The 23,698-nt window shown below is 62.5% G+C and carries 20 protein-coding genes; 13 read left to right on the top strand and 7 right to left on the bottom strand.

What is annotated here, in order from left to right; translation table 11 throughout:
* Positions 1-20 precede the first annotated feature (20 nt).
* From crcB to AC3B5Q_RS09140, 4 genes are all read right to left on the bottom strand, one after another.
* Positions 21-395, bottom strand: a complete 375-nt coding sequence (crcB, locus tag AC3B5Q_RS09155) for a fluoride efflux transporter CrcB (RefSeq protein WP_021782157.1) — start codon at positions 393-395, stop codon at positions 21-23.
* Positions 392-1,717, bottom strand: a complete 1,326-nt coding sequence (locus tag AC3B5Q_RS09150) for a replication-associated recombination protein A (RefSeq protein ID WP_101196160.1) — start codon at positions 1,715-1,717, stop codon at positions 392-394. Before AC3B5Q_RS09150 ends, crcB begins: the two co-directional genes overlap by 4 nt.
* Positions 1,718-1,729: 12 nt before the next feature.
* Positions 1,730-2,353 (bottom strand): outer membrane lipoprotein periplasmic chaperone LolA, encoded by a 624-nt coding sequence (lolA, locus tag AC3B5Q_RS09145; protein ID WP_021782156.1) that lies wholly within the window; start codon positions 2,351-2,353, stop codon positions 1,730-1,732.
* A 62-nt stretch (positions 2,354-2,415) separates the two neighbouring features.
* Entirely contained in the window at positions 2,416-4,908 is a 2,493-nt protein-coding gene (locus tag AC3B5Q_RS09140; RefSeq protein WP_181004855.1) for a DNA translocase FtsK, read from the bottom strand.
* Between the two features lie 395 nt (positions 4,909-5,303).
* Between AC3B5Q_RS09140 and aat the strand changes: the two genes are divergently transcribed.
* The 3 genes from aat (at position 5,304) to infA (ending at position 7,068) form a co-directional block, all read left to right on the top strand.
* A complete protein-coding gene (gene aat, locus AC3B5Q_RS09135) occupies positions 5,304-5,984 on the top strand; it encodes a leucyl/phenylalanyl-tRNA--protein transferase (RefSeq protein ID WP_021782154.1) in 681 nt (226 codons plus the stop codon).
* A gap of 56 nt (positions 5,985-6,040) precedes the next feature.
* Positions 6,041-6,748, top strand: a complete 708-nt coding sequence (locus AC3B5Q_RS09130) for an arginyltransferase (RefSeq protein ID WP_021782153.1) — start codon at positions 6,041-6,043, stop codon at positions 6,746-6,748.
* Positions 6,749-6,849: 101 nt separating this feature from the next.
* On the top strand, positions 6,850-7,068 hold the full coding sequence (gene infA, locus AC3B5Q_RS09125; protein ID WP_002553999.1) for a translation initiation factor IF-1: 219 nt from the start codon (positions 6,850-6,852) through the stop codon (positions 7,066-7,068).
* Positions 7,069-7,154: 86 nt separating this feature from the next.
* On the opposite strand, the gene clpA is transcribed toward infA, so the two are convergent.
* Together clpA and clpS are read right to left on the bottom strand one after the other, a co-directional pair.
* Entirely contained in the window at positions 7,155-9,425 is a 2,271-nt protein-coding gene (gene clpA, locus AC3B5Q_RS09120; RefSeq protein ID WP_012051826.1) for an ATP-dependent Clp protease ATP-binding subunit ClpA, read from the bottom strand.
* A 30-nt stretch (positions 9,426-9,455) separates the two neighbouring features.
* Positions 9,456-9,818 (bottom strand): ATP-dependent Clp protease adapter ClpS, encoded by a 363-nt coding sequence (clpS, locus tag AC3B5Q_RS09115; RefSeq protein WP_003251220.1) that lies wholly within the window; start codon positions 9,816-9,818, stop codon positions 9,456-9,458.
* Between the two features lie 230 nt (positions 9,819-10,048).
* Between clpS and cspD the strand changes: the two genes are divergently transcribed.
* On the top strand, positions 10,049-10,315 hold the full coding sequence (gene cspD / locus AC3B5Q_RS09110; protein ID WP_021782152.1) for a cold shock domain-containing protein CspD: 267 nt from the start codon (positions 10,049-10,051) through the stop codon (positions 10,313-10,315).
* A 71-nt stretch (positions 10,316-10,386) separates the two neighbouring features.
* Here the strand turns inward: cspD and icd are convergent, their stop codons facing one another.
* Positions 10,387-11,643 carry an NADP-dependent isocitrate dehydrogenase gene (icd, locus tag AC3B5Q_RS09105; protein WP_021782151.1) on the bottom strand — a complete coding sequence of 419 codons (1,257 nt, stop codon included), beginning with the start codon at positions 11,641-11,643 and terminating at the stop codon, positions 10,387-10,389.
* Positions 11,644-12,057: 414 nt separating this feature from the next.
* Between icd and AC3B5Q_RS09100 the strand changes: the two genes are divergently transcribed.
* From AC3B5Q_RS09100 to AC3B5Q_RS09060, 9 genes are all read left to right on the top strand, one after another.
* Positions 12,058-14,283, top strand: a complete 2,226-nt coding sequence (locus tag AC3B5Q_RS09100; RefSeq protein WP_021782150.1) for an NADP-dependent isocitrate dehydrogenase — start codon at positions 12,058-12,060, stop codon at positions 14,281-14,283.
* Between the two features lie 205 nt (positions 14,284-14,488).
* Positions 14,489-14,929 carry an NUDIX hydrolase gene (locus AC3B5Q_RS09095; RefSeq protein WP_021782149.1) on the top strand — a complete coding sequence of 147 codons (441 nt, stop codon included), beginning with the start codon at positions 14,489-14,491 and terminating at the stop codon, positions 14,927-14,929.
* Positions 14,930-14,988: 59 nt separating this feature from the next.
* Positions 14,989-16,113, top strand: a complete 1,125-nt coding sequence (gene mnmA / locus AC3B5Q_RS09090) for a tRNA 2-thiouridine(34) synthase MnmA (protein ID WP_021782148.1) — start codon at positions 14,989-14,991, stop codon at positions 16,111-16,113.
* Positions 16,110-16,736 (top strand): high frequency lysogenization protein HflD, encoded by a 627-nt coding sequence (gene hflD / locus AC3B5Q_RS09085; protein ID WP_021782147.1) that lies wholly within the window; start codon positions 16,110-16,112, stop codon positions 16,734-16,736. The genes mnmA and hflD overlap by 4 nt, the downstream gene beginning before the upstream one ends.
* Before the next feature lie 216 nt (positions 16,737-16,952).
* Complete coding sequence (gene purB / locus AC3B5Q_RS09080; protein WP_003251234.1) at positions 16,953-18,323, top strand: adenylosuccinate lyase; 1,371 nt, start codon at positions 16,953-16,955, stop codon at positions 18,321-18,323.
* Between the two features lie 81 nt (positions 18,324-18,404).
* Positions 18,405-19,571: a ribosomal protein uL16 3-hydroxylase gene (locus tag AC3B5Q_RS09075; protein ID WP_021782145.1), complete on the top strand. Its 1,167-nt coding sequence runs from the start codon at positions 18,405-18,407 to the stop codon at positions 19,569-19,571.
* Positions 19,564-19,992 carry a GNAT family N-acetyltransferase gene (locus AC3B5Q_RS09070; RefSeq protein WP_003251237.1) on the top strand — a complete coding sequence of 143 codons (429 nt, stop codon included), beginning with the start codon at positions 19,564-19,566 and terminating at the stop codon, positions 19,990-19,992. Before AC3B5Q_RS09075 ends, AC3B5Q_RS09070 begins: the two co-directional genes overlap by 8 nt.
* Positions 19,993-20,199: 207 nt before the next feature.
* The gene (locus tag AC3B5Q_RS09065) at positions 20,200-22,161 is read left to right on the top strand and encodes a DNA topoisomerase III (protein ID WP_021782144.1); all 1,962 of its coding nucleotides are present in this window, start codon (positions 20,200-20,202) and stop codon (positions 22,159-22,161) included.
* A gap of 145 nt (positions 22,162-22,306) precedes the next feature.
* Complete coding sequence (locus AC3B5Q_RS09060) at positions 22,307-23,596, top strand: NAD(P)/FAD-dependent oxidoreductase (protein WP_021782143.1); 1,290 nt, start codon at positions 22,307-22,309, stop codon at positions 23,594-23,596.
* Positions 23,597-23,698 lie beyond the last annotated feature (102 nt).

Below are 23,698 nucleotides of genomic sequence, written 5' to 3'. Positions count from 1 at the left end.
CGTTATATGTAGGTGTTGGTTCAGAATCGGGTCAGGGACAGGCCAGCCCAGGTTGCGAGCAGCCCGCCCACCACGCTGATACTGGTATAGCCCAAGGCAAGGGGCACTTGCCCGCTTTCCATCAGGCGCACGGTATCGAGCGAGAAGGAGGAAAAGGTCGTCAGGCCACCGAGAAAGCCGACAATCAGGCCGGCGCGCAATTCGACCGGCGCCAGCGGCTTGTGCAAGAACAAGCCATAGAGCAAGCCGATCAACAGGCAGCCAACCAGGTTGACCGCCAGCGTACCGACATAGAAGTGCCGTGGCCAGTGGGCCGCTACCCAGTTGGTGGTAGCAAAGCGCAACAAGGTGCCGGCGATACCTCCCGCGCTGACCGCGGCGATGAGTGCAATCACGGTTTTCTCCGCTGGCGAGGGCTGTTGCGGTCAAGGTCGGCCAGGTGGCGCAGTTTCTCGCCAATTTTCAGTTCCAGGCCACGGGGCACCGGCTGATAGTACTGGCGCGGCTCCAGCTCGTCGGGGAAGTAATCCTCACCGGCGGCGTAGGCGTCGGGTTCATCGTGGGCATAGCGGTACTCGTCGCCATAGCCCAACTGCTTCATCAGTTTGGTCGGGGCATTGCGCAGGTGCAACGGCACCTCCAGCGAACCGTGCTCGGCCGCTTCGCGCAGGGCAGTCTTGAAGCCCACGTACACCGCGTTGCTCTTGGGCGCACAGGCCAGGTAGGTGATGGCCTGGGCCACCGCCAACTCGCCCTCAGGGCTGCCAAGGCGCTCCTGCACATCCCAGGCTGCCAGGCACAGGCTAAGCGCACGCGGGTCGGCATTGCCGATGTCCTCGCTGGCCATGCGCACCACGCGGCGGGCGATGTACAGCGGATCACAGCCGCCGTCGAGCATGCGGGCAAACCAGTACAGGGCGCCATCGGGGTTGGAGCCGCGCACCGACTTGTGCAGCGCGGATATCTGGTCGTAGAACGCCTCGCCACCCTTGTCGAAACGGCGGCGACTGTCACCCAGCAGGCTCTGCAGCATCTCGACGTCGATCTCGCTGCCGTCTTCAGCCAGGTCCGAGGCGTTCTCGAGGAAGTTGAGCATGCGTCGGCCATCGCCGTCGGCGGCGGCCATCAGCATCTTGAAGGCATCCTCGCCCACCCGTAGGTTGCGCTTGCCCAGGCCACGCTCTTCCGTCAGCGCACGGTTGACCAGCTTACGCAGGGCCGCTTCATCCAGGCTCTTGAGCACATACACCCGCGCCCGTGACAGCAGCGCGTTGTTCAGCTCGAACGAGGGGTTTTCGGTGGTGGCACCGATGAACAGCAGGGTGCCGTCCTCGACATAGGGCAAAAAGGCGTCCTGCTGCGACTTGTTGAAGCGGTGCACCTCGTCAACGAACAGGATGGTGCGACGGCCATACTGGCCAGCCTGCTGTTTGGCCACCTCCACCGCCTGGCGGATCTCTTTCACCCCGGCCAGCACCGCCGACACCGTTTCGAAGTGCGCATCACAGAACTGCGCCAGCAACCGCGCCAGCGTAGTCTTGCCGACCCCGGGCGGCCCCCAGAAGATCATCGAGTGCAGCGCACCTTGTTCCAGGGCCTCGCGCAGCGGTTTGCCGCGCGCCAGCAGGTGCTCCTGGCCGACGTACTCATCCAGGCTGGACGGGCGCAGGCGGGCGGCCAGAGGCTGGGCGACGGGTTCGCTTCGAAACAGGTCCATGGCGAGCTCTGGTTACTCCTTGATCACGTCCGCGCCCTTGGGGATGTCGAACTTGAACTTGCTGTCCGGTACCGCCTGGTTGGCCTTGACGCCATTGAACAGGATGTTGGTGCGCTGGCCGACGCTGTCGATCAGTTGCATGTCATTGATCAGGCCTTTGCGGAACGACACGCGCAGCGAGTCGAACAGGGTGTCCTTTGTCTTTGGCTTGAGGGTGAAGTCCATCACTTCGCCCTGCTCCTTGGACGCGATATCAAAGCTCTGGCTGATCTTCGACACGTCACCGGACAACAGCAGGGCTGGGGTCTGGTTCAGGCGCACGTCGAGCTTCTTGATGGTGGCCTGCTCCAGGTCCGGGTCCCACAGGGTGACGTTCTTGCCATCCGACACCACCACTTGCTCCTGCGGCGCATCGGTATGCCAGTAGAACAGGCCTGGGCGCTTGACCGTCATCTTGCCCGAGGTTTCCTGCAGGCTGACGCCATCGGCGCCCAGGGTCAGTTGGGAGAAGTTGGCCTCGATGGTCTGCGACTTTTCCAGCAACTGGGTCAGGCGTTGTACGTCTTGCTCACCGGCATAAGCAGTAACCGAGCCCAGGGTAAGGGCAGAAACCAACAGCATGCGAATCGCGCGCATGGGAATCCTCATTGAGCGTTGAAAAGGCCGGGCGCCACCGTTGGCGCCCGGCAGGGTGTTCATCAGTCGCGCGGGCCGCCCGGGGCTATCACTTCCCGCGAGCCGTTGCTGTTCATCGGGGTGACAACGCCGGCCATCTCCATCGACTCGATCATGCGCGCGGCACGGTTGTAGCCGATCTTCAGCTTGCGTTGCACGGCAGAAATGGAGGCACGACGGCTCTCGAGCACGAATTGCACCGCTTCATCATACAGCGCGTCGGTTTCGGCATCGTCACCGTCGCCACCACCGCCGCCGCCATCAAAGCCGCTACCGGCTTCTTCGACGCCGTTGAGAATGTCGTCGTTGTAGTCCGGGGCACCACGCAGCTTCCACGCCTCGACCGTGCGGTGCACTTCGTCGTCGGACACGAACGCGCCGTGTACCCGGATCGGCAGGCTGGTGCCCGGCGGCATGTACAGCATGTCGCCATGGCCCAGCAGCTGTTCGGCACCGCCCTGGTCGATGATGGTACGCGAGTCGATCTTGCTCGACACCTGGAACGCCATACGGGTCGGGATGTTGGCCTTGATCAGGCCGGTGATCACGTCCACCGACGGGCGCTGGGTGGCGAGGATCAGGTGGATGCCCGCCGCTCGCGCCTTCTGCGCGATACGGGCGATCAGCTCTTCGACCTTCTTGCCGACGATCATCATCATGTCGGCGAATTCGTCCACCACCACCACGATGGTCGGCAGGGTTTTCAACGCAGGCGGCTCATCATCCATGCTCTCACGGCGATACAGCGGGTCGTGGATGATTTCGCCTGCTTCCTGGGCGTCCTTGATCTTGCGGTTGAAACCGGCCAGGTTACGCACGCCCATGGCCGCCATCAGTTTGTAGCGCCGCTCCATCTCGGCCACGCTCCAGCGCAGGGCGTTGGCGGCGTCCTTCATGTCGGTGACCACCGGGCACAACAGGTGCGGGATGCCTTCGTAGATCGACAGTTCAAGCATTTTCGGGTCGATCATGATCAGCCGCGCGTCTTCCGGGCTGGACTTGAACAGGATCGACAAAATCATCGCGTTCACACCCACCGACTTACCGGAGCCGGTCGTACCGGCTACCAACAGGTGGGGCATCTTGGCCAGATCGGTGATCACCGGCTTGCCGCCAATGTCGTGGCCCAGCGCCAGCGTGACGGGCGATTTCTGCTCATCGTACTGCGACGTGGCCAGCACTTCGGAGAAGCGCACCATCTGGCGGTTTTCGTTGGGTATCTCGATACCCACCGTGGTCTTGCCAGGGATGACCTCGACCACTCGCACACTGGTCACGGCCAGCGAGCGCGCCAGGTCCTTGGCCAGGTTGGCGATGCGGCTGACCTTCACACCGGCGGCCGGCTGAATTTCGTAACGGGTAATCACCGGGCCGGGGTGGATCGAATCCACCGTCACTTCAACACCGAACTCCTTGAGCTTGATTTCCAGCAACTGGCCGACGCCGGCCAGGGATTCTGGCGAATACTCGATCTTCTTCTGCTCGGCCGGGTCGAGAATGGAAATCGAAGGCAAGGTGCCCTCCACGGCGCTGTCGACGAACAGCGGCGCCTGCTTTTCCTTCATCGCCCGCTTGCTCGGCTCCGGCGCCCTGGCGGCTGACGGCGGCACAATGGTGGGCGCCGGGTGCTGCTGACGGGGCACCACGGTTTCACGCGGCGTCAATGCCTCAGACGCCGTTTCACGCGGCGGTACAATCGGTTCGCGTGCAAGGGTCGGCTCAACCGGCTGGGCGGGTTTTTCTTCACGCTTGAGGATGCGCTCGCGCAGCGACGGCTTGGCCGGCTCGCGCGTCTCGGCAGCCATTGGCGCAGCCTTGAACACCGGCTCGTCCTCGCGCAGCTGTGCCTCAAGGCGCTTGCGCTCGTTGCGCGCATCCCACCAGCGGGTGGCCGCGCCCTGCACCAGTTCGAGCAGGTCGAGGGTGATCTTGCCTGTCAGGTCCATCACCTTGAACCACGACAGGTCGGTGAAGACGGTCAGACCGAACAGGAACAGGGCAATGAACATCAGCGTGCTGCCCTGCACGTTCAGCAGGTTGCGCGCCAGATCACCCAGGCTTTCGCCCAACGCACCACCGGCGGAGAACGGCAGGCCGGCTGACGGGTGGAAGTGGATATGTGCCAGCGCCGCCCCCGACAGCACCAGGAACACCAGGCCAATCAGCCGCCAGGAGAACAGCCAGCCGCTCCAGTCCCACGGCTGGTGGCGTTCGCGGAAAATCTGCCAGGTCTTGACCGCCAGCAGCAGCGGGAAAATATAGGCGAAGTAACCCAGCACCATGAACAGGATGTCGGCAAAGTAGGCACCGGCACGCCCGGCAGCATTCTGCACCTGGTCGACGTTGCTGGTGTGGCTGAAGCCCGGGTCCGAGGTGTCGTAGGTCAGCAGCGCCATCCACAGGTACAGGCACAGGGCGCCGACAGCGATCAACGCACCTTCCTTGAGGCGATAATGCAGCTGCTGCCGCCACAGTGGCACAGGCAATGGAGCTGGAGTTGCGGTGGATTTCTTCAAAACGCGTCTATTCCTGCGCGTGGTGCGCGTCCAATAGTGATCGGCCGCTGCGCGACCAACGAACCACTACTTTTAACATTACTGCCCGCCAGCCGCCATGGCGGCACGCCGTATGGGGGTTTGGCCGGAGGCGAATTCGTATAGCTGCAATTTGAGCACGCATTTTCTTTTGTGACAAAGGCTTATGCTGTGTTTTTGCACAGGTGTGACAGCAAATGTAGCGGATGGTGCCTGCGGTTTGATGAATGTGTAGGAAATTGCCTAAATTGCCGTGCCCCTCTGTAGGGGTAGCCTTGTGCAGGGTACCGCGCCGGCGTTGAGGCACCCAAAGAGATTGACCCCGCTTTTGACCCAAGCCATGCTGCCCTCTCCCCTCCCCCACCGCACGATAGACCATGCTCACCTGGCTGACCCGCGATTCGCTGACCTTCCCACCCCTGGAAAAGGCGCTGCACGACCCCAACGGCCTACTGGCCGCCGGCGGTGACCTGAGCCCCGAGCGCCTGGTGCAGGCGTATCGCCACGGCTGCTTCCCGTGGTACCAGGACGGCCAACCGATCCTGTGGTGGTCACCTGACCCGCGCACGGTGTTGTTGCCTGACCAGTTGCATGTGTCGCGCTCGCTGGCCAAGCTGATGCGCCAAGGCCGCTACCAGGTCAGCTTCGACACCGACTTCCCGGGCGTGATCGCCGCCTGCGCCGCACCACGCGATTACGCTGACGGCACCTGGATCACCGACACCATGCGCAACGCCTACTGCGAGCTGCACCGCCGCGGCATCGCTCATTCGGTTGAAGTTCGCCAGGACGGCGAACTGGTCGGAGGCCTGTATGGCCTGGCCATGGGCCAGCTGTTCTTTGGCGAATCGATGTTCAGCCGCGCCGACAACGCCTCCAAGGTCGGTTTCGTGACCTTGGTCAACCACCTGCGAGACGCCGGCTTCGTGCTTATCGACTGCCAGATGCCCACCAACCACCTGCACAGCCTGGGCGCCCACGCCATCAGCCGTGCCGAGTTCGCCAACTACCTGGCACGCCACCTTGACCAGCCCAACAGCGCTTCATGGGTTGCCTAGGCGAGTTCCCGTAGCTGGCTTACACTTAAAACAAAGTCTCACCGAAGGGGTTGATCATGACAGAGTTGGCGCGGTTGAAGTTCTATGCCACTCAGCCCCACTCCTGCAGCTATCTGCCGGAAGAGCAGGCGACCACACTGTTCCTCGACCCCAGCCAGCCGATGGACGTACATGTGTACGCCGATTTGTCGGAAATGGGCTTTCGTCGCAGTGGCGACCACCTGTACCGCCCGCACTGCCAGAACTGCAACGCCTGTGTGCCGGCGCGCATCCCGGCGGCGCGCTTCATCCCCAACCGCCAGCAGCGGCGCATTCTCAAGCGTAACGCCGACCTGACCGTAACCGCAGCACGCCCGGCGTTCAGGGAAGAGTATTTCGAGCTGTACCGGCGCTATATCGAAACGCGCCACGCCGACGGCGACATGTACCCGCCCAGCCGCGATCAGTTTTCCACCTTCCTGGTGCGCGACCTGCCGTTCTGCTGGTTTTACGAGTTTCGCCTGGAAGGCCGGTTGATGGCGGTGGCAGTGTGCGACCTGCTGCCCAATGGCCTGTCGGCGGTATACACCTTCTACGAGCCGGACGAGGAGCGCCGCAGCCTTGGCCGTTTCGCCATTCTCTGGCAGATCACCGAAGCGCTGCGCCAGAACCTGGACGCGGTTTACCTGGGCTACTGGATCAAGAACTGCAAGAAGATGAACTACAAGACGCAGTACCGGCCTATCGAGCTGCTGATAAACCAGCGCTGGGTCACCCTCAACTGAAAGCATTGGCTTGACACGCAGTTTTCCGGCATAATCCACGCCACTTTTTTGCCCGGTGCGGATATGCGTCGGGCTAACACTGGATCCGAGGGCTCAACTGCATGTCGAAAGAAGACAGCTTCGAAATGGAAGGTACTGTCGTCGACACCCTGCCCAACACCATGTTCCGCGTGGAGTTGGAAAACGGGCACGTCGTAACCGCGCACATCTCCGGAAAGATGCGCAAGAACTACATCCGTATTCTCACTGGCGACAAGGTCCGCGTCGAGCTGACGCCGTACGACCTGAGCAAGGGCCGCATCACCTACCGTGCGCGCTAAGCTCAAGCCATGAAAAAGCCCGGCCAGGTGCCGGGCTTTTTTGTGCCTTATGAAATTGCAAGGGGCCGCCAAGCAGCCCCTGCACATCACGCGACCTCAGCCGTGGTCTCGAAGTCGAACACAAGTTCGCCATCGCGCAGGTCGACGTGCACCACGCCACCGTGCTCGGCCAGCTCGCCAAACAGGATCTCCTCGGCCAAAGGCCGCTTGATCTTGTCCTGGATCAGCCGCGCCATTGGCCGCGCACCCATCTGCACGTCATAGCCCGACACCGCCAGCCAACCGCGCGCTTCATCGCTGACTTCCAGCAGCACACGCTTGTCTTCCAGCTGCGCCTGCAGTTCGATAAGGAACTTGTCGACGATGCTTTTGATCGTCTCCGTGCTCAGGCGGCCAAACTGGATGATGGTGTCCAGACGGTTGCGGAACTCTGGCGTGAAGCTTTTGCGGATCACTTCCATGGCATCGGACGCATGGTCCTGATGGGTGAAGCCGATCGACGCCCGCGCCGCGGTTTCTGCACCGGCGTTGGTGGTCATGATCAGGATCACGTTACGGAAGTCGGCCTTGCGCCCGTTGTTGTCGGTCAGGGTCCCGTGGTCCATCACCTGCAGCAGCAGATTGAAGACTTCCGGGTGGGCCTTCTCGATTTCGTCGAGCAACAATACGCAGTGCGGCTGTTTGGTGATCGCCTCCGTCAACAAGCCACCCTGGTCAAAACCGACATAACCCGGCGGCGCACCAATCAAACGCGACACGGTGTGACGCTCCATGTACTCAGACATGTCGAAACGCACCAACTCCACACCCAGCGCCTTGGCCAGCTGCCGTGCCGCTTCGGTCTTGCCGACGCCGGTAGGGCCGGCGAACAGGAACGAACCCACCGGCTTGTCTGGCGACTTGAGGCCGGCACGGGACAGCTTGATCGCGGTGGCCAGCGAGTCGATTGCCTGGTCCTGGCCAAACACGGTCAGTTTCAGGTCGCGCTCAAGGTTACGCAGCAATTCCTTGTCGGAACTGGTGACATGCTTCGGCGGAATACGCGCAATCTTGGCGACGATGTCCTCCACTTGCGGCACATCGATGCGCTTGACGCGATTGGCCTCCGGCTGCAGGCGCTGGTAAGCGCCAGCCTCGTCGATCACATCGATGGCCTTGTCAGGCATGTGCCGGTCATTGATGTAGCGCGAGGCCAGTTCGGCGGCGGCGCGCAGGGCTTCGTCGCTGTACTCGATGTTGTGGTGGCTTTCGAAACGCCCTTTCAGGCCGCGCAGAATGCCCACGGTGTCTTCGACCGATGGTTCGCTGACATCCACCTTCTGGAAGCGACGCGCCAGGGCGCGATCCTTCTCGAAGATGCCGCGAAACTCCTGGAACGTGGTCGAACCGATGCAGCGGATTTCACCCGACGACAGCAGCGGCTTGAGCAGATTGGAGGCGTCCATCACCCCGCCCGACGCCGCACCAGCACCGATGATGGTGTGAATTTCGTCGATGAACAGGATGGCCTGCGGACGCTTGCGCAGCTCACCGAGCAGCGCCTTGAAGCGCTTCTCGAAGTCACCACGGTATTTGGTACCGGCCAGCAAGGCGCCCAGATCGAGGGAGTACACCACGCTCTGCGCCAGCAGGTCGGGCACCTGACCATCGACGATGCGCTTGGCCAGGCCTTCGGCGATGGCCGTCTTGCCCACGCCTGCCTCACCCACCAGCAGCGGGTTGTTCTTGCGCCGGCGGGCCAGGATTTGCGCCACACGCTCCACTTCCTGCTCGCGACCGACCAGCGGGTCGATGCGGCCGGCACGGGCCAGCTCGTTCAGGTTGCTGGCGTAGGCGTCCAGCGGGTTGCTCGAAGAGGAGGTTTCACCGCCCTCTTCGTCCTGCATGTCCTGGTCGCTTTCAGATTGCGCACCATGCCCTGGCACCTTGGAGATGCCATGGGCGATGTAGTTGACCACGTCGATACGGGCCACGCTCTGCTGCTTGAGCAGGAACACGGCCTGGCTTTCCTGTTCGCTGAAGATCGCCACCAGCACGTTGGCGCCGGTCACTTCGCGCTTGCCAGAGCTTTGCACGTGGAACACGGCACGCTGCAGCACGCGCTGGAAGCCCAGGGTCGGCTGGGTTTCACGGTCTTCGTCGTTCACAGGGATCAACGGCGTGGTGGAATCGATGAACTCTTGCAGGTCGTGCTTGAGCTTGTCGAGATTGGCGCCACAGGCGCGCAGAACGGTCGCGGCAGCCTCATTGTCAAGGAGTGCCAGCAGCAGATGTTCGACGGTCATGAACTCATGACGCTTCGAACGGGCCTCCTTGAAGGCAAGATTGAGGGTGACTTCGAGCTCGCGGTTTAACATAGCTTCACCTCATACCCAAGTGGTCGGCGATTAACCGTCCTTCTCGATTTCACAGAGTAGCGGATGCTGGCTTTCCCTGGCGTATTGGTTGACCTGCATAGCCTTTGTTTCGGCGATGTCACGGGTAAACAATCCGCACACTGCCCGCCCTTCGGTATGGACGGTCAGCATGATCTTGGTCGCCAGCTCGCGGTTCAGACTGAAGAACGTCTCGAGCACTTCGACGACGAAATCCATTGGCGTGTAGTCATCGTTGAACAAAACCACCTTGTACATCGGTGGCGCCTGCAGGATCGGCTTGGCTTCCTGGACTGCAAGACCTGAGCCGTCGTCCTCATTCGATTGCGGGCGATCCTGATTGAATGTTAGTCGAATCTCACTAGGTGCATGCATGGAAAGAATTTCATCATGAGCGTCAGGTTAAGGTTGCGGGTTGACTGCACAGGCCACCGCCAGCGCAGGCGCCGCGTGACCTTGACTATCGGCAAAACGGTGTTACAACCAATAAGAACCCACCGTGGGCGATAAAGATCCGCGCAGTCAACCAGATTTTTCGCAAGGTTCGTATGCGGATGAAGTGGATGATACTCCAGTGATGGAGTCCTTTGCAGAGGGACATAGGGATGGCAAGCGGTAAAGTCAAGTGGTTCAACAATGCCAAGGGCTATGGATTCATCAATGAGGAAGGTAAATCCGATGACCTGTTCGCCCATTATTCCGCCATCCGAATGGACGGATACAAAACCCTGAAGGCAGGCCAGGCCGTGGTATTCGACATCGTCCAGGGCCCGAAAGGCTTGCACGCCATCGAAATCAAGGATGCTGCGGCCGCCGCGGCAGAGACTGCCAGATCCATCGGCGAGCCGCAAAGCGAAACCGCAAAAGCCTGACTGCCTGCACTGTGCCGGTATACGAAACAACCGGCCGCTTCTTTACAGAAGGCGGCCGGTTTTCTGTTGTTTCACATGTGCTTGATCATTTCGTCGCCAAAGCCTGAGCTGCTTACCAGCTTGGCGCCGTCCATCAGGCGCTCGAAATCGTAGGTCACGGTCTTGGCCGCAATGGCGCCATTGGTGCCCTTGATGATCAGGTCCGCAGCCTCGGTCCACCCCATGTGGCGCAGCATCATCTCTGCCGAGAGGATCACCGAGCCCGGGTTGACCTTGTCCTGCCCGGCATACTTGGGTGCAGTGCCGTGAGTGGCCTCGAACATGGCCACGGTGTCGGACAGGTTGGCGCCCGGTGCAATGCCGATACCGCCCACTTCCGCCGCCAGGGCATCGGACAGGTAGTCACCGTTGAGGTTGAGGGTGGCGATCACGTCGTACTCGGCCGGGCGTAGCAGGATCTGCTGCAGCATGGCATCGGCAATGGCGTCCTTGACGATGACCTCGCGGCCGGTCTTGGGGTTCTTGAACTTCATCCACGGGCCGCCATCGAGCAGTTCAGCGCCGAACTCGTCACGCGCCACCTCGTACCCCCAGTCCTTGAAGGCACCCTCGGTGAACTTCATGATGTTGCCCTTGTGCACCAGGGTCAGCGATTCGCGGTCGTTATCCACCACGTATTGCAGGGCCTTGCGCACCAGTCGCTTGGTACCCTCCTTCGACACCGGTTTGACACCAATGCCGCAGTCCTGGTCAAAGCGGATCTTGGTGACACCCATTTCCTCTTTAAGAAACTTGATCACCTTGTCCGCCTCGGGCGATCCGGCTTTCCACTCGATGCCGGCATAGATGTCTTCGGAGTTCTCGCGGAAGATCACCATGTCGACATCGCCAGGCTTTTTCACCGGGCTCGGCACACCCTGGAACCACAGCACCGGCCGCAGGCACACATACAGGTCCAGTTGCTGGCGCAGGGCCACGTTGAGCGAGCGGATGCCACCACCGACCGGGGTGGTCAGCGGCCCCTTGATCGATACCACATAATCCCGCACGGCATCGAGGGTTTCCTGTGGCAGCCAGGTATCCTGGTCATACACCTGGGTGGCTTTCTCGCCAGCGTACACCTCCATCCAGGCAATCTTGCGCTTGCCGCCGTAGGCCTTCTCCACGGCGGCATCGACCACCTTGATCATCACCGGCGAGACATCGACGCCGATTCCGTCGCCCTCGATGTAAGGAATGATCGGATGATCAGGCACATTAAGCGAATGATCTGCATTGACGGTGATCTTGGCGCCGTCGGTCGGAACCTTGATTTTCTGGTATCCCATGCTTGCACTACTCCGCTGTCGGGTGTGGTTTGGACATCGTGCGATCCACTGAGCCTAAACCACATCTGCCGACCTGCAAGGCATGCGACAACCCGCCACATTGCCGCTTAGTCTTTGGTCTTATAAATGGGCCGATATCACTTGGCCTTGCTGATTAGCCCAAATGGTTTGGTATACTCCGCCGCGACCGAAGGGTCATCGGGGCGAATCCCAGGAAAATGCGGACCGCCCTAGGCCATGAATGGCCACTAAGCCTGGGTTGTTACCGCACCCCAGCACTTGACGCTCGACTGATGCATCCACCATCACCGCTCGCAGCCTCTCGACTTTCCGCTCATGGCGCTGCCAGGGCGATGCGCCTACCCTGCGCACCACGAGACTCGAGCACGCTCAGCACACAGAGAGTTAACCCGCATGCCCACCCGTTCCAAGATCATCTATACCTTCACCGACGAAGCCCCCGCCCTCGCCACTTACTCGCTGCTGCCGATCATCGAAGCGTTCACCGCTTCGGCTGACATCGCTGTCGAAACTCGCGACATTTCCCTGGCTGGCCGTATCCTTGCCGCCTTCCCGGAGCAACTGGGCGCAGAGAAGCAAGTAGGCGATCACCTGGCGGAACTGGGCCAGCTGGCTACCACCCCTGAAGCCAACATCATCAAGCTGCCGAACATCAGCGCCTCGGTACCGCAGCTCAAAGCCGCGATCAAGGAACTGCAAGGCAAGGGCTTCAACATCCCTGACTACGCCGACGAGCCGGCCACCGCGGAAGAAAAAGAATCCCGTGCCCGCTACGACCGCATCAAGGGCTCCGCCGTGAACCCAGTGCTGCGCGAAGGCAACTCCGACCGCCGCGCGCCGCTGTCGGTCAAGAACTACGCCCGCAAGCACCCGCACAAGATGGGCGCCTGGGCCGCTGACTCCAAGTCGCACGTTGCCCACATGACCCAGGGCGACTTCTACGGCAGCGAAAAAGCCGCACTGATCGAAGCTGACGACAGCCTGCGCATCGAGCTGGTCGGCAAAGACGGCAGCACCACCGTGCTGAAAGAAAAGACCGCCGTCAAAGCCGCCGAAGTCATCGACTGCGCCACCATGAGCCGCAAGGCCCTGAAAGCCTTCATCGCCGAGCAGATCGCCGATGCCAAGGCCGCCGGCGTGCTGCTGTCCGTGCACCTGAAAGCCACCATGATGAAGGTCTCCGACCCGATCATGTTCGGCGTCATCGTCGAAGAATTCTACAACGACGTGCTGACCAAGCACGCCGCTGCCCTGGCCGAAGTAGGCTTCAACGCCAACAACGGTATCGGCGACCTGTACGCCCGTATCAAGGACCTGCCAGCCGACAAGCAGGCCGAGATCGAAGCCGACATCCAGGCCCTTTACGCCGAGCGCCCGGCCCTGGCCATGGTCAACTCCGACAAAGGCATCACCAACCTGCACGTGCCGAGCGACGTGATCGTCGACGCCTCGATGCCGGCCATGATCCGTGACTCGGGCAAGATGTGGAACACCGCAGGCGAACTGCAAGACGCCAAGGCCGTGATCCCGGACCGCTGCTACGCCGGCATTTACCAGGCCACCATCGAAGACTGCAAGGCCAACGGTGCCTTCGACCCGACCACCATGGGTAGCGTGCCGAACGTTGGCCTGATGGCGCAAAAGGCCGAAGAGTACGGCTCCCACGACAAAACCTTCCAGATCAACACCGATGGCGTCGTGCGCGTGGTCGATGGCAAGGGCAACGTGGTACTGGAGCAAAACGTTGAAGCCGGTGACATCTTCCGCATGTGCCAGACCAAGGACGCACCGATCCAGGACTGGGTCAAGCTGGCCGTCAACCGTGCCCGCCTGAGCAACACCCCGGCGGTGTTCTGGCTGGACCCGGCCCGCGCCCACGACGGCGTCATGATCGAGAAGGTGCAGAAGTACCTGAAAGATCACGACACCACCGGCCTGGACATCCGCATCCTGGCACCGGTCGATGCCATCAAGTTCTCCCTGGCCCGCATCCGCGAAGGCAAGGACACCATCTCGGTGACCGGCAACGTGCTGCGCGACTACCTGACCGACCTGTTCCCGATCATGGAACTGGGCACCAGCGCCAAGATGCTGTCGATCGTGCCGCTGATGAGCGGCGGCGGCCTGTTCGAAACCGGCGCCGGCGGTTCGGCTCCGAAGCACGTACAGCAGCTGGTTGAAGAAAACTTCCTGCGTTGGGACTCGCTGGGTGAATTCCTGGCCCTGGCCGCTTCCCTGGAGCACCTGGGCAACACCTACGACAATCCGCGCGCCAAGGTTCTGGCCAACACCCTGGACCAGGCTACCGGCAAGTTCCTCGACACCAACAAGTCGCCGTCGCGCAAAGTCGGTGGCATCGACAACCGCGGCAGCCACTTCTACCTGACCCTGTACTGGGCCGAGGCCTTGGCTGCTCAGTCGGACGACACTGCCCTGCAGGCACGCTTCGCACCGCTGGCCAAAACCCTGGCAGAGAACGAAGCGACCATCGTCGCCGAGCTCAACGCCGTTCAGGGCAAGCCAGCCGACATCGGCGGCTACTACGCCCCGGATGCCGAGCTGACCGCCAAGGTGATGCGCCCAAGCCAGACCCTGAACAGCGCAATTGCTGCCCTGTAAGGTTCGCTTGAAGTAACAGCACAAACCCCGGCCACGCACCGGGGTTTGTGCTTTCTGGGAAATGGGGCCGCTCTGCGGCCCTTCGCGGGCAAGCCCGCTCCCACAGGAGAGGTGCAGTTTGTGAGACCTGCGCTGCACCTTGTGGGAGCGGGTGAGCCCGCGAAGGACCGCAAGGCGGTCCCGGCAACCTGAAAGGACATGGCAAATGACCTGGCAACCCCACATCACCGTAGCGACCATCGTCGAGCACGAAGGCAAGTTCCTCTTCGTCGAGGAGTTCAAAGCCAACCAGCACGTCTTCAACCAGCCTGCCGGCCACCTCGAGCCCAACGAGACCCTGCCCCAGGCCGCCCTGCGCGAAACCCTGGAAGAAACCGCCTGGGAAGTCGAGCTGACCGGTGTGGTCGGCATCTACCTGTACACCGCCCCCAGCAACGGCGTGACCTACCAGCGCGTCTGCTTCGCCGCCCGCCCCGTGTGCCATCATGCCGACCTGGCACTGGACAGCGACATCGTCCGCGCCGTGTGGCTGACCCGCGACGAACTGCTGGCCGACCCAACCCGCTGGCGCAGCGAGCTGGTGCCACGCTGCCTGGATGACTATCTCAACGGCCCGCTGCACAGCCTCGACCTGCTACGCGACTGACGCGGCGCCACGGGTTTGATAGAATCGGCGTTTTTCCCCCTTGATACACACCGGTACCCATGACCAGCCCAGCACTTAAAGACCCCGCCAAGACCCGCGTCATCGTCGGCATGTCCGGCGGCGTGGACTCTTCCGTCTCAGCCCTTCTGCTCATCGAGCAGGGCTACCAGGTGGAAGGGCTGTTCATGAAGAACTGGGAAGAGGACGACGGCACCGAATACTGCACCGCCCGTGAAGACCTGGCCGACGCCCAGGCCGTGTGCGACCGTATCGGCATCAAGCTGCACACCGCCAACTTTGCTGCCGAATACTGGGACAACGTGTTCGAGCACTTCCTTGAGGAATACAAGGCTGGCCGCACCCCCAACCCCGACATCCTCTGCAACCGCGAAATCAAGTTCAAGGCGTTCCTCGACTACGCCCTGTCGCTGGGTGCCGACCTGATCGCCACCGGCCACTACGTGCGCCGCCGCGATACTGGCGCACTCACCGAACTGCTCAAGGGGCTGGACCCGAACAAGGACCAGAGCTACTTCCTGCACGCCGTCGGCGGCCAGGAAATTGCCCGCACCCTGTTCCCGGTCGGCGAACTGGAAAAGCCCGAAGTGCGTGCCATTGCCGAAAAACACGGCCTGGCCACGGCCAAGAAGAAAGATTCCACCGGCATCTGCTTCATTGGCGAGCGCCGCTTCAGCGACTTCCTCAAGCAGTACCTGCCGGCCCAGCCGGGCGATATTGAAACCACCGAAGGTGAAGTGATCGGCCGCCACCATGGCCTCATGTACCACACCATCGGCCAGCGTCAGGGCCTGGGCATTGGCGGCCTGAAGGATGCCAGTGACGAACCGTGGTACGTGCTGCACAAGGACCTGGCTCGCAACGTGCTGGTGGTCGGCCAGGGCAACGAGCACCCATGGCTGTTCTCCCGTGCCCTGCTGGCCTCGGAGATTTTCTGGGTCAACCCGGTCGACCTCGGCAACCCACGTCAGCTGACTGCCAAGGTGCGCTACCGCCAGAGCGACCAGCGATGCACCCTGGAGCGCACCGCCAGCGGCTACCGCGCCGTGTTCGACGAGCCTCAGCGCGCCGTTACCCCTGGCCAGTCCGTGGTGTTTTACGATGGTGAAGTGTGCCTGGGCGGCGGCGTGATCGAGGCTGCCGAGCCGTGGAGCCCGCGCGCATGAGCAACCTGCAGGAACAGCTGATTGCGTTGGGTGGTGTGTTCCAGGCCGCCGTGCTGGTCGACCGCATCGCCCGCACCGGCCAGGCCAGTGAAGCCAATATCGGCTGCATGCTGGGCAGCCTGCTGGTGCGCGACCCCAAGGACACCCTGGAGGTGTTCGGCGGTGACGACCTGAACCTGCGCGACGGCTACCGAGCGCTGATCGGCGCCCTTGAGCGCGACCCCAACAGCCTGCAACGTGAGCCGCTGCGCTACGCCCTGTCGATGCTGGGCCTGGAGCGCCAGCTGAACAAGCGTGGCGACCTGCTGGACACCATCGGCAACCGCCTGCCGCAAATCCAGTCGCAGGCCGAGCATTTCGGCCTGGTTCACGAAAACGTCATCGCTTCCAGTGGAGCTTTGTACCAGGACACCCTGAGCACCTTGCGCCAGCGCATCCAGGTGCACGGCGACATGCGCTTCCTGCAGCAGCCCAACAACGCCTCGAAGATCCGCGCCCTGCTCCTGGCCGGCATCCGCGCCGCGCGACTGTGGCGGCAGCTGGGCGGGCACCGCTGGCAGCTGGTGTTCAGCCGGCGCAAGTTGCTGAACGAACTGTACGACATGATGCGCAGCCCCAGCTGACGGGCTGCACTGCCCTTTGTGGGAGCGGGCTTGCCCGCGAAGCAGGCGACGCGGTGTATGGCACCGGCTACGCCGGTGTTCGCGGGCATGTCCGCTCCCACAGGGTCTGCCACCCGATCCAAATTTGGGCCGACCTTTGGTCAGCCACCCGACCTGGGCGCATTTTTCATGTATGATATGCGCCCTTCCAAAAGCCTGACTGTCCGAGAACACCCCATGCAGCTTTCTTCGCTCACTGCGGTTTCCCCTGTAGACGGCCGTTATGCCGGCAAAACCCAGGCCTTGCGCCCCATTTTCAGCGAATTCGGCCTTATCCGTTTCCGCGCTCTGGTCGAAGTGCGCTGGCTGCAGCGCCTGGCCGCCCACCCGCAAATCGGCGAAGTGCCGGCGTTCTCCGCCGAAGCCAACGCCCTGCTGGACAGCCTGGCCAACGATTTCAAGCTGGAGCACGCCGAGCGCGTCAAGGAAATCGAGCGCACCACCAACCACGACGTCAAGGCCATTGAATACCTCCTCAAGGAGCAGGCCGCCAAGCTGCCTGAGCTGGCCAAGGTCAGCGAGTTCATCCACTTCGCCTGCACCAGCGAGGACATCAACAACCTGTCCCACGCCCTGATGCTGCGCGCCGGCCGCGACGAAGTGCTGCTGCCGCTGATGCGCCAGGTCGCCGACGCCATCCGCGCCCTGGCCCACGCCCACGCCGAAGTGCCAATGCTGTCGCGCACCCACGGCCAGCCAGCTTCGCCGACCACCCTGGGTAAAGAACTGGCCAACGTCGTGTATCGCCTGGAGCGCCAGATCGCCCAGGTTGCCGCCGTACCGCTGCTGGGCAAGATCAACGGCGCCGTGGGCAACTACAACGCCCACCTGTCGGCCTACTCGCAGATCGACTGGGAAGAAAACGCCCGCGCCTTCATCGAAGACGAACTGGGCCTGCAGTTCAACCCGTACACCACCCAGATCGAGCCGCACGACTACATCGCCGAGCTGTTCGACGCCATCGCCCGCTTCAACACCATCCTGATCGACTTCGACCGTGATGTGTGGGGCTACATTTCGCTGGGTTACTTCAAGCAGAAGACCGTCGCCGGCGAAATCGGCTCGTCGACCATGCCGCACAAGGTCAACCCGATCGACTTCGAAAACTCCGAAGGCAACCTGGGTATCGCCAACGCGCTGTTCCAGCACCTGGCCAGCAAGCTGCCGATCTCGCGCTGGCAGCGTGACCTGACCGACTCCACCGTGCTGCGCAACCTGGGCGTGGGCTTTGCCCACAGCGTGATCGCTTTCGAGGCCAGCCTGAAAGGCATCGGCAAGCTGGAAGTCAACGAAGCTCGCATCGCCGCCGACCTGGACGCCTGCTGGGAAGTGCTGGCCGAGCCGATCCAGACCGTGATGCGCCGCTTCAACATCGAAAACCCCTACGAGAAGCTCAAAGAGCTGACCCGTGGCAAGGGCATTACCCCAGAAGCGCTGCTGACCTTCATCGACGGCCTGGACATGCCAGCCGAAGCCAAGGCCGAGCTCAAGCAGCTGACCCCCGCTACCTACATCGGTAACGCGGCAGCCCAGGCCAAACGCATCTAAGCTGAGCGTCGCGTACAACGCCCGGCCTGGCCGGGCGTTTTTATTCCCGTACGAAAATTACGTTTTTTCAATAGGTTGAACATGAATCCTGATACTCCACTGCAGCTGCTCGGCGGCATCTCGGCCCGCGAATTCATGCGCGACTACTGGCAGAAGAAGCCGCTGCTGGTGCGCCAGGCCTTCCCGGACTTCATCAGCCCGATCGACCCCGATGAACTCGCCGGCCTGGCCCTGGAAGACGAAGTCGAGTCGCGTATCGTGCTGGAACACGGCGCGCACCCGTGGGAGCTGCGCCGCGGCCCGTTCAGCGAAGACACCTTCGCCGAACTGCCGGAAAAAGACTGGACACTGCTGGTACAGGCCGTTGACCAGTTCGTTCCGGAAGTGGCCGAACTGCTGGAAAACTTCCGCTTCCTGCCCAGCTGGCGTATTGATGACGTGATGATCAGCTTCGCCACCCCGGGTGGCAGCGTCGGCCCGCACTTCGACAACTACGATGTGTTCCTGCTGCAAGGCCACGGCCAGCGCAACTGGAAGATCGGCCAGATGTGCAGCAGTGACAGCCCGCTGCTGGAGCACGCCGACCTGCGTATCCTGGCCGAGTTCGAGCAGAGTGAAGAGTGGACCCTGGAGCCCGGCGACATGCTCTACCTGCCACCGCGCCTGGCCCACTACGGCGTAGCCGTGGATGACTGCCTGACCTACTCGGTCGGCTTCCGCGCACCGAGCGCTGCCGAAGTGCTGACCCACTTCACCGACTTCCTCGGCCAGTTCCTGCCCGACGAAGAGCGCTACAGCGACGCCGACGCCCAGCCGGTCAGCGACCCGCACCAGATCCAGCACGATGCCCTCGACCGCCTCAAGGCGCTGCTCGACAAGCACATGGGCGACAAGGACCTGCTGCTGACCTGGTTCGGCCAGTTCATGACCGAGCCGCGCTACCCCGAGCAGATCGTTGGCGAAGAGCTGAGCGAGGAAGAACTGATCGACGCTCTTGAGCAGGGCGCCATCCTGATCCGCAACCCCAGCGCACGCCTGGCCTGGTCCGAATTCGAAAATGACCTGCTGCTGTTCGCCAGCGGCCGTAGTTGCCCACTGCCCGGCAAACTGCGAGAGCTGCTGAAACTGGTATGCGCGGCCGACGCCTTGCACATCGACAACCTGGCCGAGTGGCTGCAGGACGAAGATGGCCTTATGCTGGTACAGCAGCTGGTCAAACAAGGGAGCCTGGGATTCGCCAATGAATAAGATCAGCGTTCGCCTCGCCGATTGGCACAAAGACAACGCCGACATCCGCCGTATCCGTGAAGCCGTGTTCGTCGCCGAGCAGCACATTCCGCCAGAGCTGGAGTTCGATTCGGAAGATCAGGACGCCCTGCACTTCCTGGCCCTGGAAGGCGACTATCCAATCGGTACTGCGCGCCTGCTGGCCGACGGTACCATCGGGCGCATCTCGGTGCTCAAGGACTGGCGTGGCCTGAAGGTTGGCGATGCGTTGGTCAATGCGGTCATCGTCGAAGCGCAGAACCGCGACCTGAAACAACAGATGCTCAGCGCCCAGGTACACGCCACGCCGTTCTATGAGCGGCTGGGCTTTCGCGTAGTCAGCGAGGAATTCCTCGAAGCTGGCATCCCGCATGTGGACATGGTGCGCGACTCACGCGCCTGATCCGTAACCTGCACTGGCCGCTTCGCGGACAAGCCCGCTCCTGCATGGGAATACGATTCATGTGGGAGCGGGCTTGCCCGCGAAGAGGCCGGCACAGGTAAAGACACTTCTCCTGACAAAAACCTGTACATCCATCCAGATAAAACTTGCCTCCGCGCCCCCGCTTGCGCATCCTATGGCCCACCACCCCGATAAAGCGTCCCGGCCATGCGCCTGTTCCTCTGTGAAAAACCCTCCCAGGCAAAAGACATCGCCAAAGTGCTCGGCGCCAACCGCAAAGGCGACGGCTGCTGGCAAGGCACCGATATCTGCGTCACCTGGTGCATTGGCCACCTGCTGGAAACCGCCCCGCCCGACAGCTACGACGAACGTTACAAGCGCTGGAACCTGGCTGACCTGCCGATCATTCCAGACAAATGGAAGATGCTGGTAAAGCCCAAGACCGCCAGCCAGTTCAAGGCGGTCAAGCGCCTGCTCGGTGAAGCGCGGGAGCTGGTGATTGCCACCGACGCCGACCGCGAAGGCGAAATGATTGCCCGCGAGCTGGTCGAGCATTGCCGCTACCGAGGTCCGGTGCAGCGCCTGTGGCTGTCGGCGCTGGACGACGCCTCCATCCGCAAAGCCCTGGCACGCCTGCTGCCAGGCCACGAGACGTTCAACCTGTACCACTCGGCGCTGGGCCGCTCCCGCGCCGACTGGCTGATCGGCATGAACATGAGCCGGCTGTTCACCCTGCTGGGCCGCCAATCCGGCTACCAGGGTGTGCTGCCGGTAGGCCGCGTGCAAACGCCCACCTTGCGCCTGGTGGTCGACCGCGACCGCAGCATCGCCGACTTCGTGCCGGTGCCGTTCTGGGCCATCGATGTACAACTGGAACACGCCGGCCAACGCTTCAATGCCCAATGGCGCGCCCCCGAAGACGCCTGCGATGACCAAGGCCGCTGCCTGAAGCAAGGCCTGGCACAGCAGGCCGCCACCGATATAAGCCATGCCGGCACTGCCCGAGCGGTAAAGGTAGCGACCGAGCGTGTGCGCGAAGTTGCACCACTGCCCTTCGACCTTGGCACCCTGCAGGAGCTGTGCTCGAAAAAGTTCGGCCTCGGCGCCCAGGAAACCCTCGACATTGCCCAGGCACTGTACGAAACCCACAAGCTGATCACCTACCCGCGCAGCGATTGCGGCTATTTGCCACAAAGCCAGCACGCCGAGGCACCTGCCATCCTCGCTGCCCTGCAACGGGCCGATGCCAGCCTGGCGCCGCTGCAGCCCTACCTGGAGCCGCAACGCCGCTCGCGGGCGTGGAACGACGCCAAAGTCAGCGCTCACCATGGCATCATCCCCACCGCCGCCGCCAGCGACCCTTCGCGCCTGCCGGCCAAGCACAAGGCCGTGTATACCCTGATCCGCGCCCGCTATCTGGCGCAGTTCCTGCCCAACCATGAGTACGACCGCACCCAGGCCGACTTCGACTGCGCCGGTCATGCGCTGCGTGCTGTGGGCAAACAGATTGTCGAGCCGGGCTGGCGCCGCGCCTTGCCCGAGGCGCTGACCCCGGCCAAAGGCCGCGAGGCACCACCGGCCCAGGTGCTGCCAGCGCTGCGCGAAGGCCAGGACTGCAGCGTACACGGCCTGCAACTGAAAGACCTGTGGACCCAGCCGCCCAAGCCGTTTACCGAAGGCGACCTGATCAAAGCGATGAAAAACGTGGCCAAGCTGGTGGATGACCCTCGGCTGAAGCAGAAGCTCAAGGAAACCACCGGCATCGGCACCGAAGCCACCCGCGCCAGCATTATCCAGGGTCTGCTCGACCGCGGTTACCTGGTAAAGAACGGCAAGGCGCTGTCGGCCACACCTGCGGCCTTCAGCCTGATCGACGCCGTTCCCCGGGCCATTGCCGACCCCGGCACCACGGCAATCTGGGAGCAGGCGCTGGACATGGTGCAAAGCGGCGAGATGCCCCTGGAAGAGTTCGTTGCCCGGCAGTCGGCGTGGATGGGCAAGCTGGTCGAGCGTTGCAGCGGCATGCGCATGACCATCAGCGGGCCAGCGGCCGGGGCGGCCCCGCCCTGGAAAAAGAAACGTCGCGGTGGCGGGAAGAGCAAAGCGACTGGAAGCAAGGCGACCCCAAGCAAGCCACGCCAGGCGCGAAAAAAGCGAGCCCCCCTGTAGGAGCGGGTTCACCCGCGAAGAGGCCAGCCCAGGCAACACATTAACAACAGGCAAACCACAAAACCCGACCAACACATTGGCAGCGTGAAATTTAACTGCTAACTTTTCATGAAAATAAACACAATAATTTTCACGGAAACCCGGCATGTTCAAACAATCCGCCCAGCACGTCGCCAGTTACTACGCCCAGACCTACCCCGCCAACATCCCATTACGCCCTACCCTGCAAGGCCCCCAGGACACCGACGTGCTGATCATCGGCGCCGGTTTCAGCGGCCTGCACACTGCCCTGCGCCTGACCCTGGCCGGCAAACGCGTAACGCTGCTGGAAGCCAGCCGGGTTGCCTGGGCGGCCTCCGGTCGCAACGGTGGCCAGGCGCTGTTGGGCTGGTCGTGCGACATGCCGCCGCTGGAGCAGGCCCTTGGCCTCGAACGTACCCAACGGCTATGGGCCAGCATGTGCTGGGCCGCCGACGAGATGCGCGAACTGCCCCAACGCCACGGCTTCGACATCGACTACCGGCAGGGCAGCCTGTGGACTGCGGTATTGCCGCGCCGGGTGAAAATGCTCGAAGAGGCCTTGCATGATGCCGAGCATAAATGGGGTTACGACGCCCTGCGCCTGATCGGCCGTGACGAGTTGCCGCAATGGATCGACAGCCCGCGCTACCAGGCCGCGCTGTACGACGCCAAAGGTGCCCACCTCAACCCGCTGAAACTGGCGCAGGGCCTGGCCAGTACCATCGAGGCTGCTGGCGGGCGAATCTACGAACAGAGCCAGGTGCTCAGCTACCAGCAGGCTCGCGACGGCTATGTCGCCCGCACCGACCGTGGCGAAGTTCGCTGCCAGGTGTTGGTGCTGGCCTGCAACGCCTACATCGACCGCCTTGACCGGGGCCTGTCGCGCCGCCTGTTGCCCGTCGGTTCCTACCAGGTAGCCACTGCGCCTCTGGATGCCGACTTTGCCCATTCGCTATTACCTCGCAACAGTTGCGTGATCGACAACCAGTTCGTACCCGACTACTTCCGCCTCACTCCGGACCACCGCCTGCTGTTCGGCGGTGGCTGCACCTACCTGGGCGGCATTCCCAAGGACGTCGCCAGTGCCACCCGCCCGTACCTGGAGCGGGTGTTCCCGCAACTGGCCGGGGTGGCAATCGACTATGCCTGGGGCGGCCACATCGATTGCAGCATCAAGCGCACCCCGGACGTCGGTCGCGAGGGCCAGCGCTACTGGCTGCAGGGCTTCTCCGGTCATGGCGTACTGCCGACCCTGGCGGCGGCGCGTGCGGTCAGCGATGCCATTCTCGGCGATGAAGACCTGTTGGCGCTGTACCAAGGCATCGACAACGGCCGCTTCCCCGGCGGCGACCTGCTGGCTGCGCCTTTGGAAGCTGCGGCAAAAGCCTGGTACCGCATGCGCGACCGTGTCTGAAGGGCATCAGGATTGCCTGTGCGGGCCTCTTCGCGGGTGAAAGGGACCTCACAGTGTAGGAGCGGGTTCACCCGCGAAGAGGCCCGCACAGGCAATACAACT

This window comes from Pseudomonas sp. D5(2026) (assembly GCF_057766845.1).
Note: the sequence above shows the minus strand (reverse complement) of the source record. Positions and strands in the feature narration are given on the sequence as shown.

Bases quoted from the DNA above. Each gene is read 5' to 3' on its own strand.
- AC3B5Q_RS09150 (WP_101196160.1), bottom strand. From the start codon at position 1,717: ATGGACCTGTTTCGAAGCGAACCCGTCGCCCAGCCTCTGGCCGCCCGC.
- lolA (WP_021782156.1), bottom strand. From the start codon at position 2,353: ATGCGCGCGATTCGCATGCTGTTGGTTTCTGCCCTTACCCTGGGCTCG.
- aat (WP_021782154.1), top strand. From the start codon at position 5,304: ATGCTCACCTGGCTGACCCGCGATTCGCTGACCTTCCCACCCCTGGAA.
- AC3B5Q_RS09130 (WP_021782153.1), top strand. From the start codon at position 6,041: ATGACAGAGTTGGCGCGGTTGAAGTTCTATGCCACTCAGCCCCACTCC.
- infA (WP_002553999.1), top strand. From the start codon at position 6,850: ATGTCGAAAGAAGACAGCTTCGAAATGGAAGGTACTGTCGTCGACACC.
- clpA (WP_012051826.1), bottom strand. From the start codon at position 9,425: ATGTTAAACCGCGAGCTCGAAGTCACCCTCAATCTTGCCTTCAAGGAG.
- clpS (WP_003251220.1), bottom strand. From the start codon at position 9,818: ATGCATGCACCTAGTGAGATTCGACTAACATTCAATCAGGATCGCCCG.
- cspD (WP_021782152.1), top strand. From the start codon at position 10,049: ATGGCAAGCGGTAAAGTCAAGTGGTTCAACAATGCCAAGGGCTATGGA.
- icd (WP_021782151.1), bottom strand. From the start codon at position 11,643: ATGGGATACCAGAAAATCAAGGTTCCGACCGACGGCGCCAAGATCACC.
- AC3B5Q_RS09100 (WP_021782150.1), top strand. From the start codon at position 12,058: ATGCCCACCCGTTCCAAGATCATCTATACCTTCACCGACGAAGCCCCC.
- AC3B5Q_RS09095 (WP_021782149.1), top strand. From the start codon at position 14,489: ATGACCTGGCAACCCCACATCACCGTAGCGACCATCGTCGAGCACGAA.
- mnmA (WP_021782148.1), top strand. From the start codon at position 14,989: ATGACCAGCCCAGCACTTAAAGACCCCGCCAAGACCCGCGTCATCGTC.
- hflD (WP_021782147.1), top strand. From the start codon at position 16,110: ATGAGCAACCTGCAGGAACAGCTGATTGCGTTGGGTGGTGTGTTCCAG.
- purB (WP_003251234.1), top strand. From the start codon at position 16,953: ATGCAGCTTTCTTCGCTCACTGCGGTTTCCCCTGTAGACGGCCGTTAT.
- AC3B5Q_RS09075 (WP_021782145.1), top strand. From the start codon at position 18,405: ATGAATCCTGATACTCCACTGCAGCTGCTCGGCGGCATCTCGGCCCGC.
- AC3B5Q_RS09070 (WP_003251237.1), top strand. From the start codon at position 19,564: ATGAATAAGATCAGCGTTCGCCTCGCCGATTGGCACAAAGACAACGCC.
- AC3B5Q_RS09065 (WP_021782144.1), top strand. From the start codon at position 20,200: ATGCGCCTGTTCCTCTGTGAAAAACCCTCCCAGGCAAAAGACATCGCC.
- AC3B5Q_RS09060 (WP_021782143.1), top strand. From the start codon at position 22,307: ATGTTCAAACAATCCGCCCAGCACGTCGCCAGTTACTACGCCCAGACC.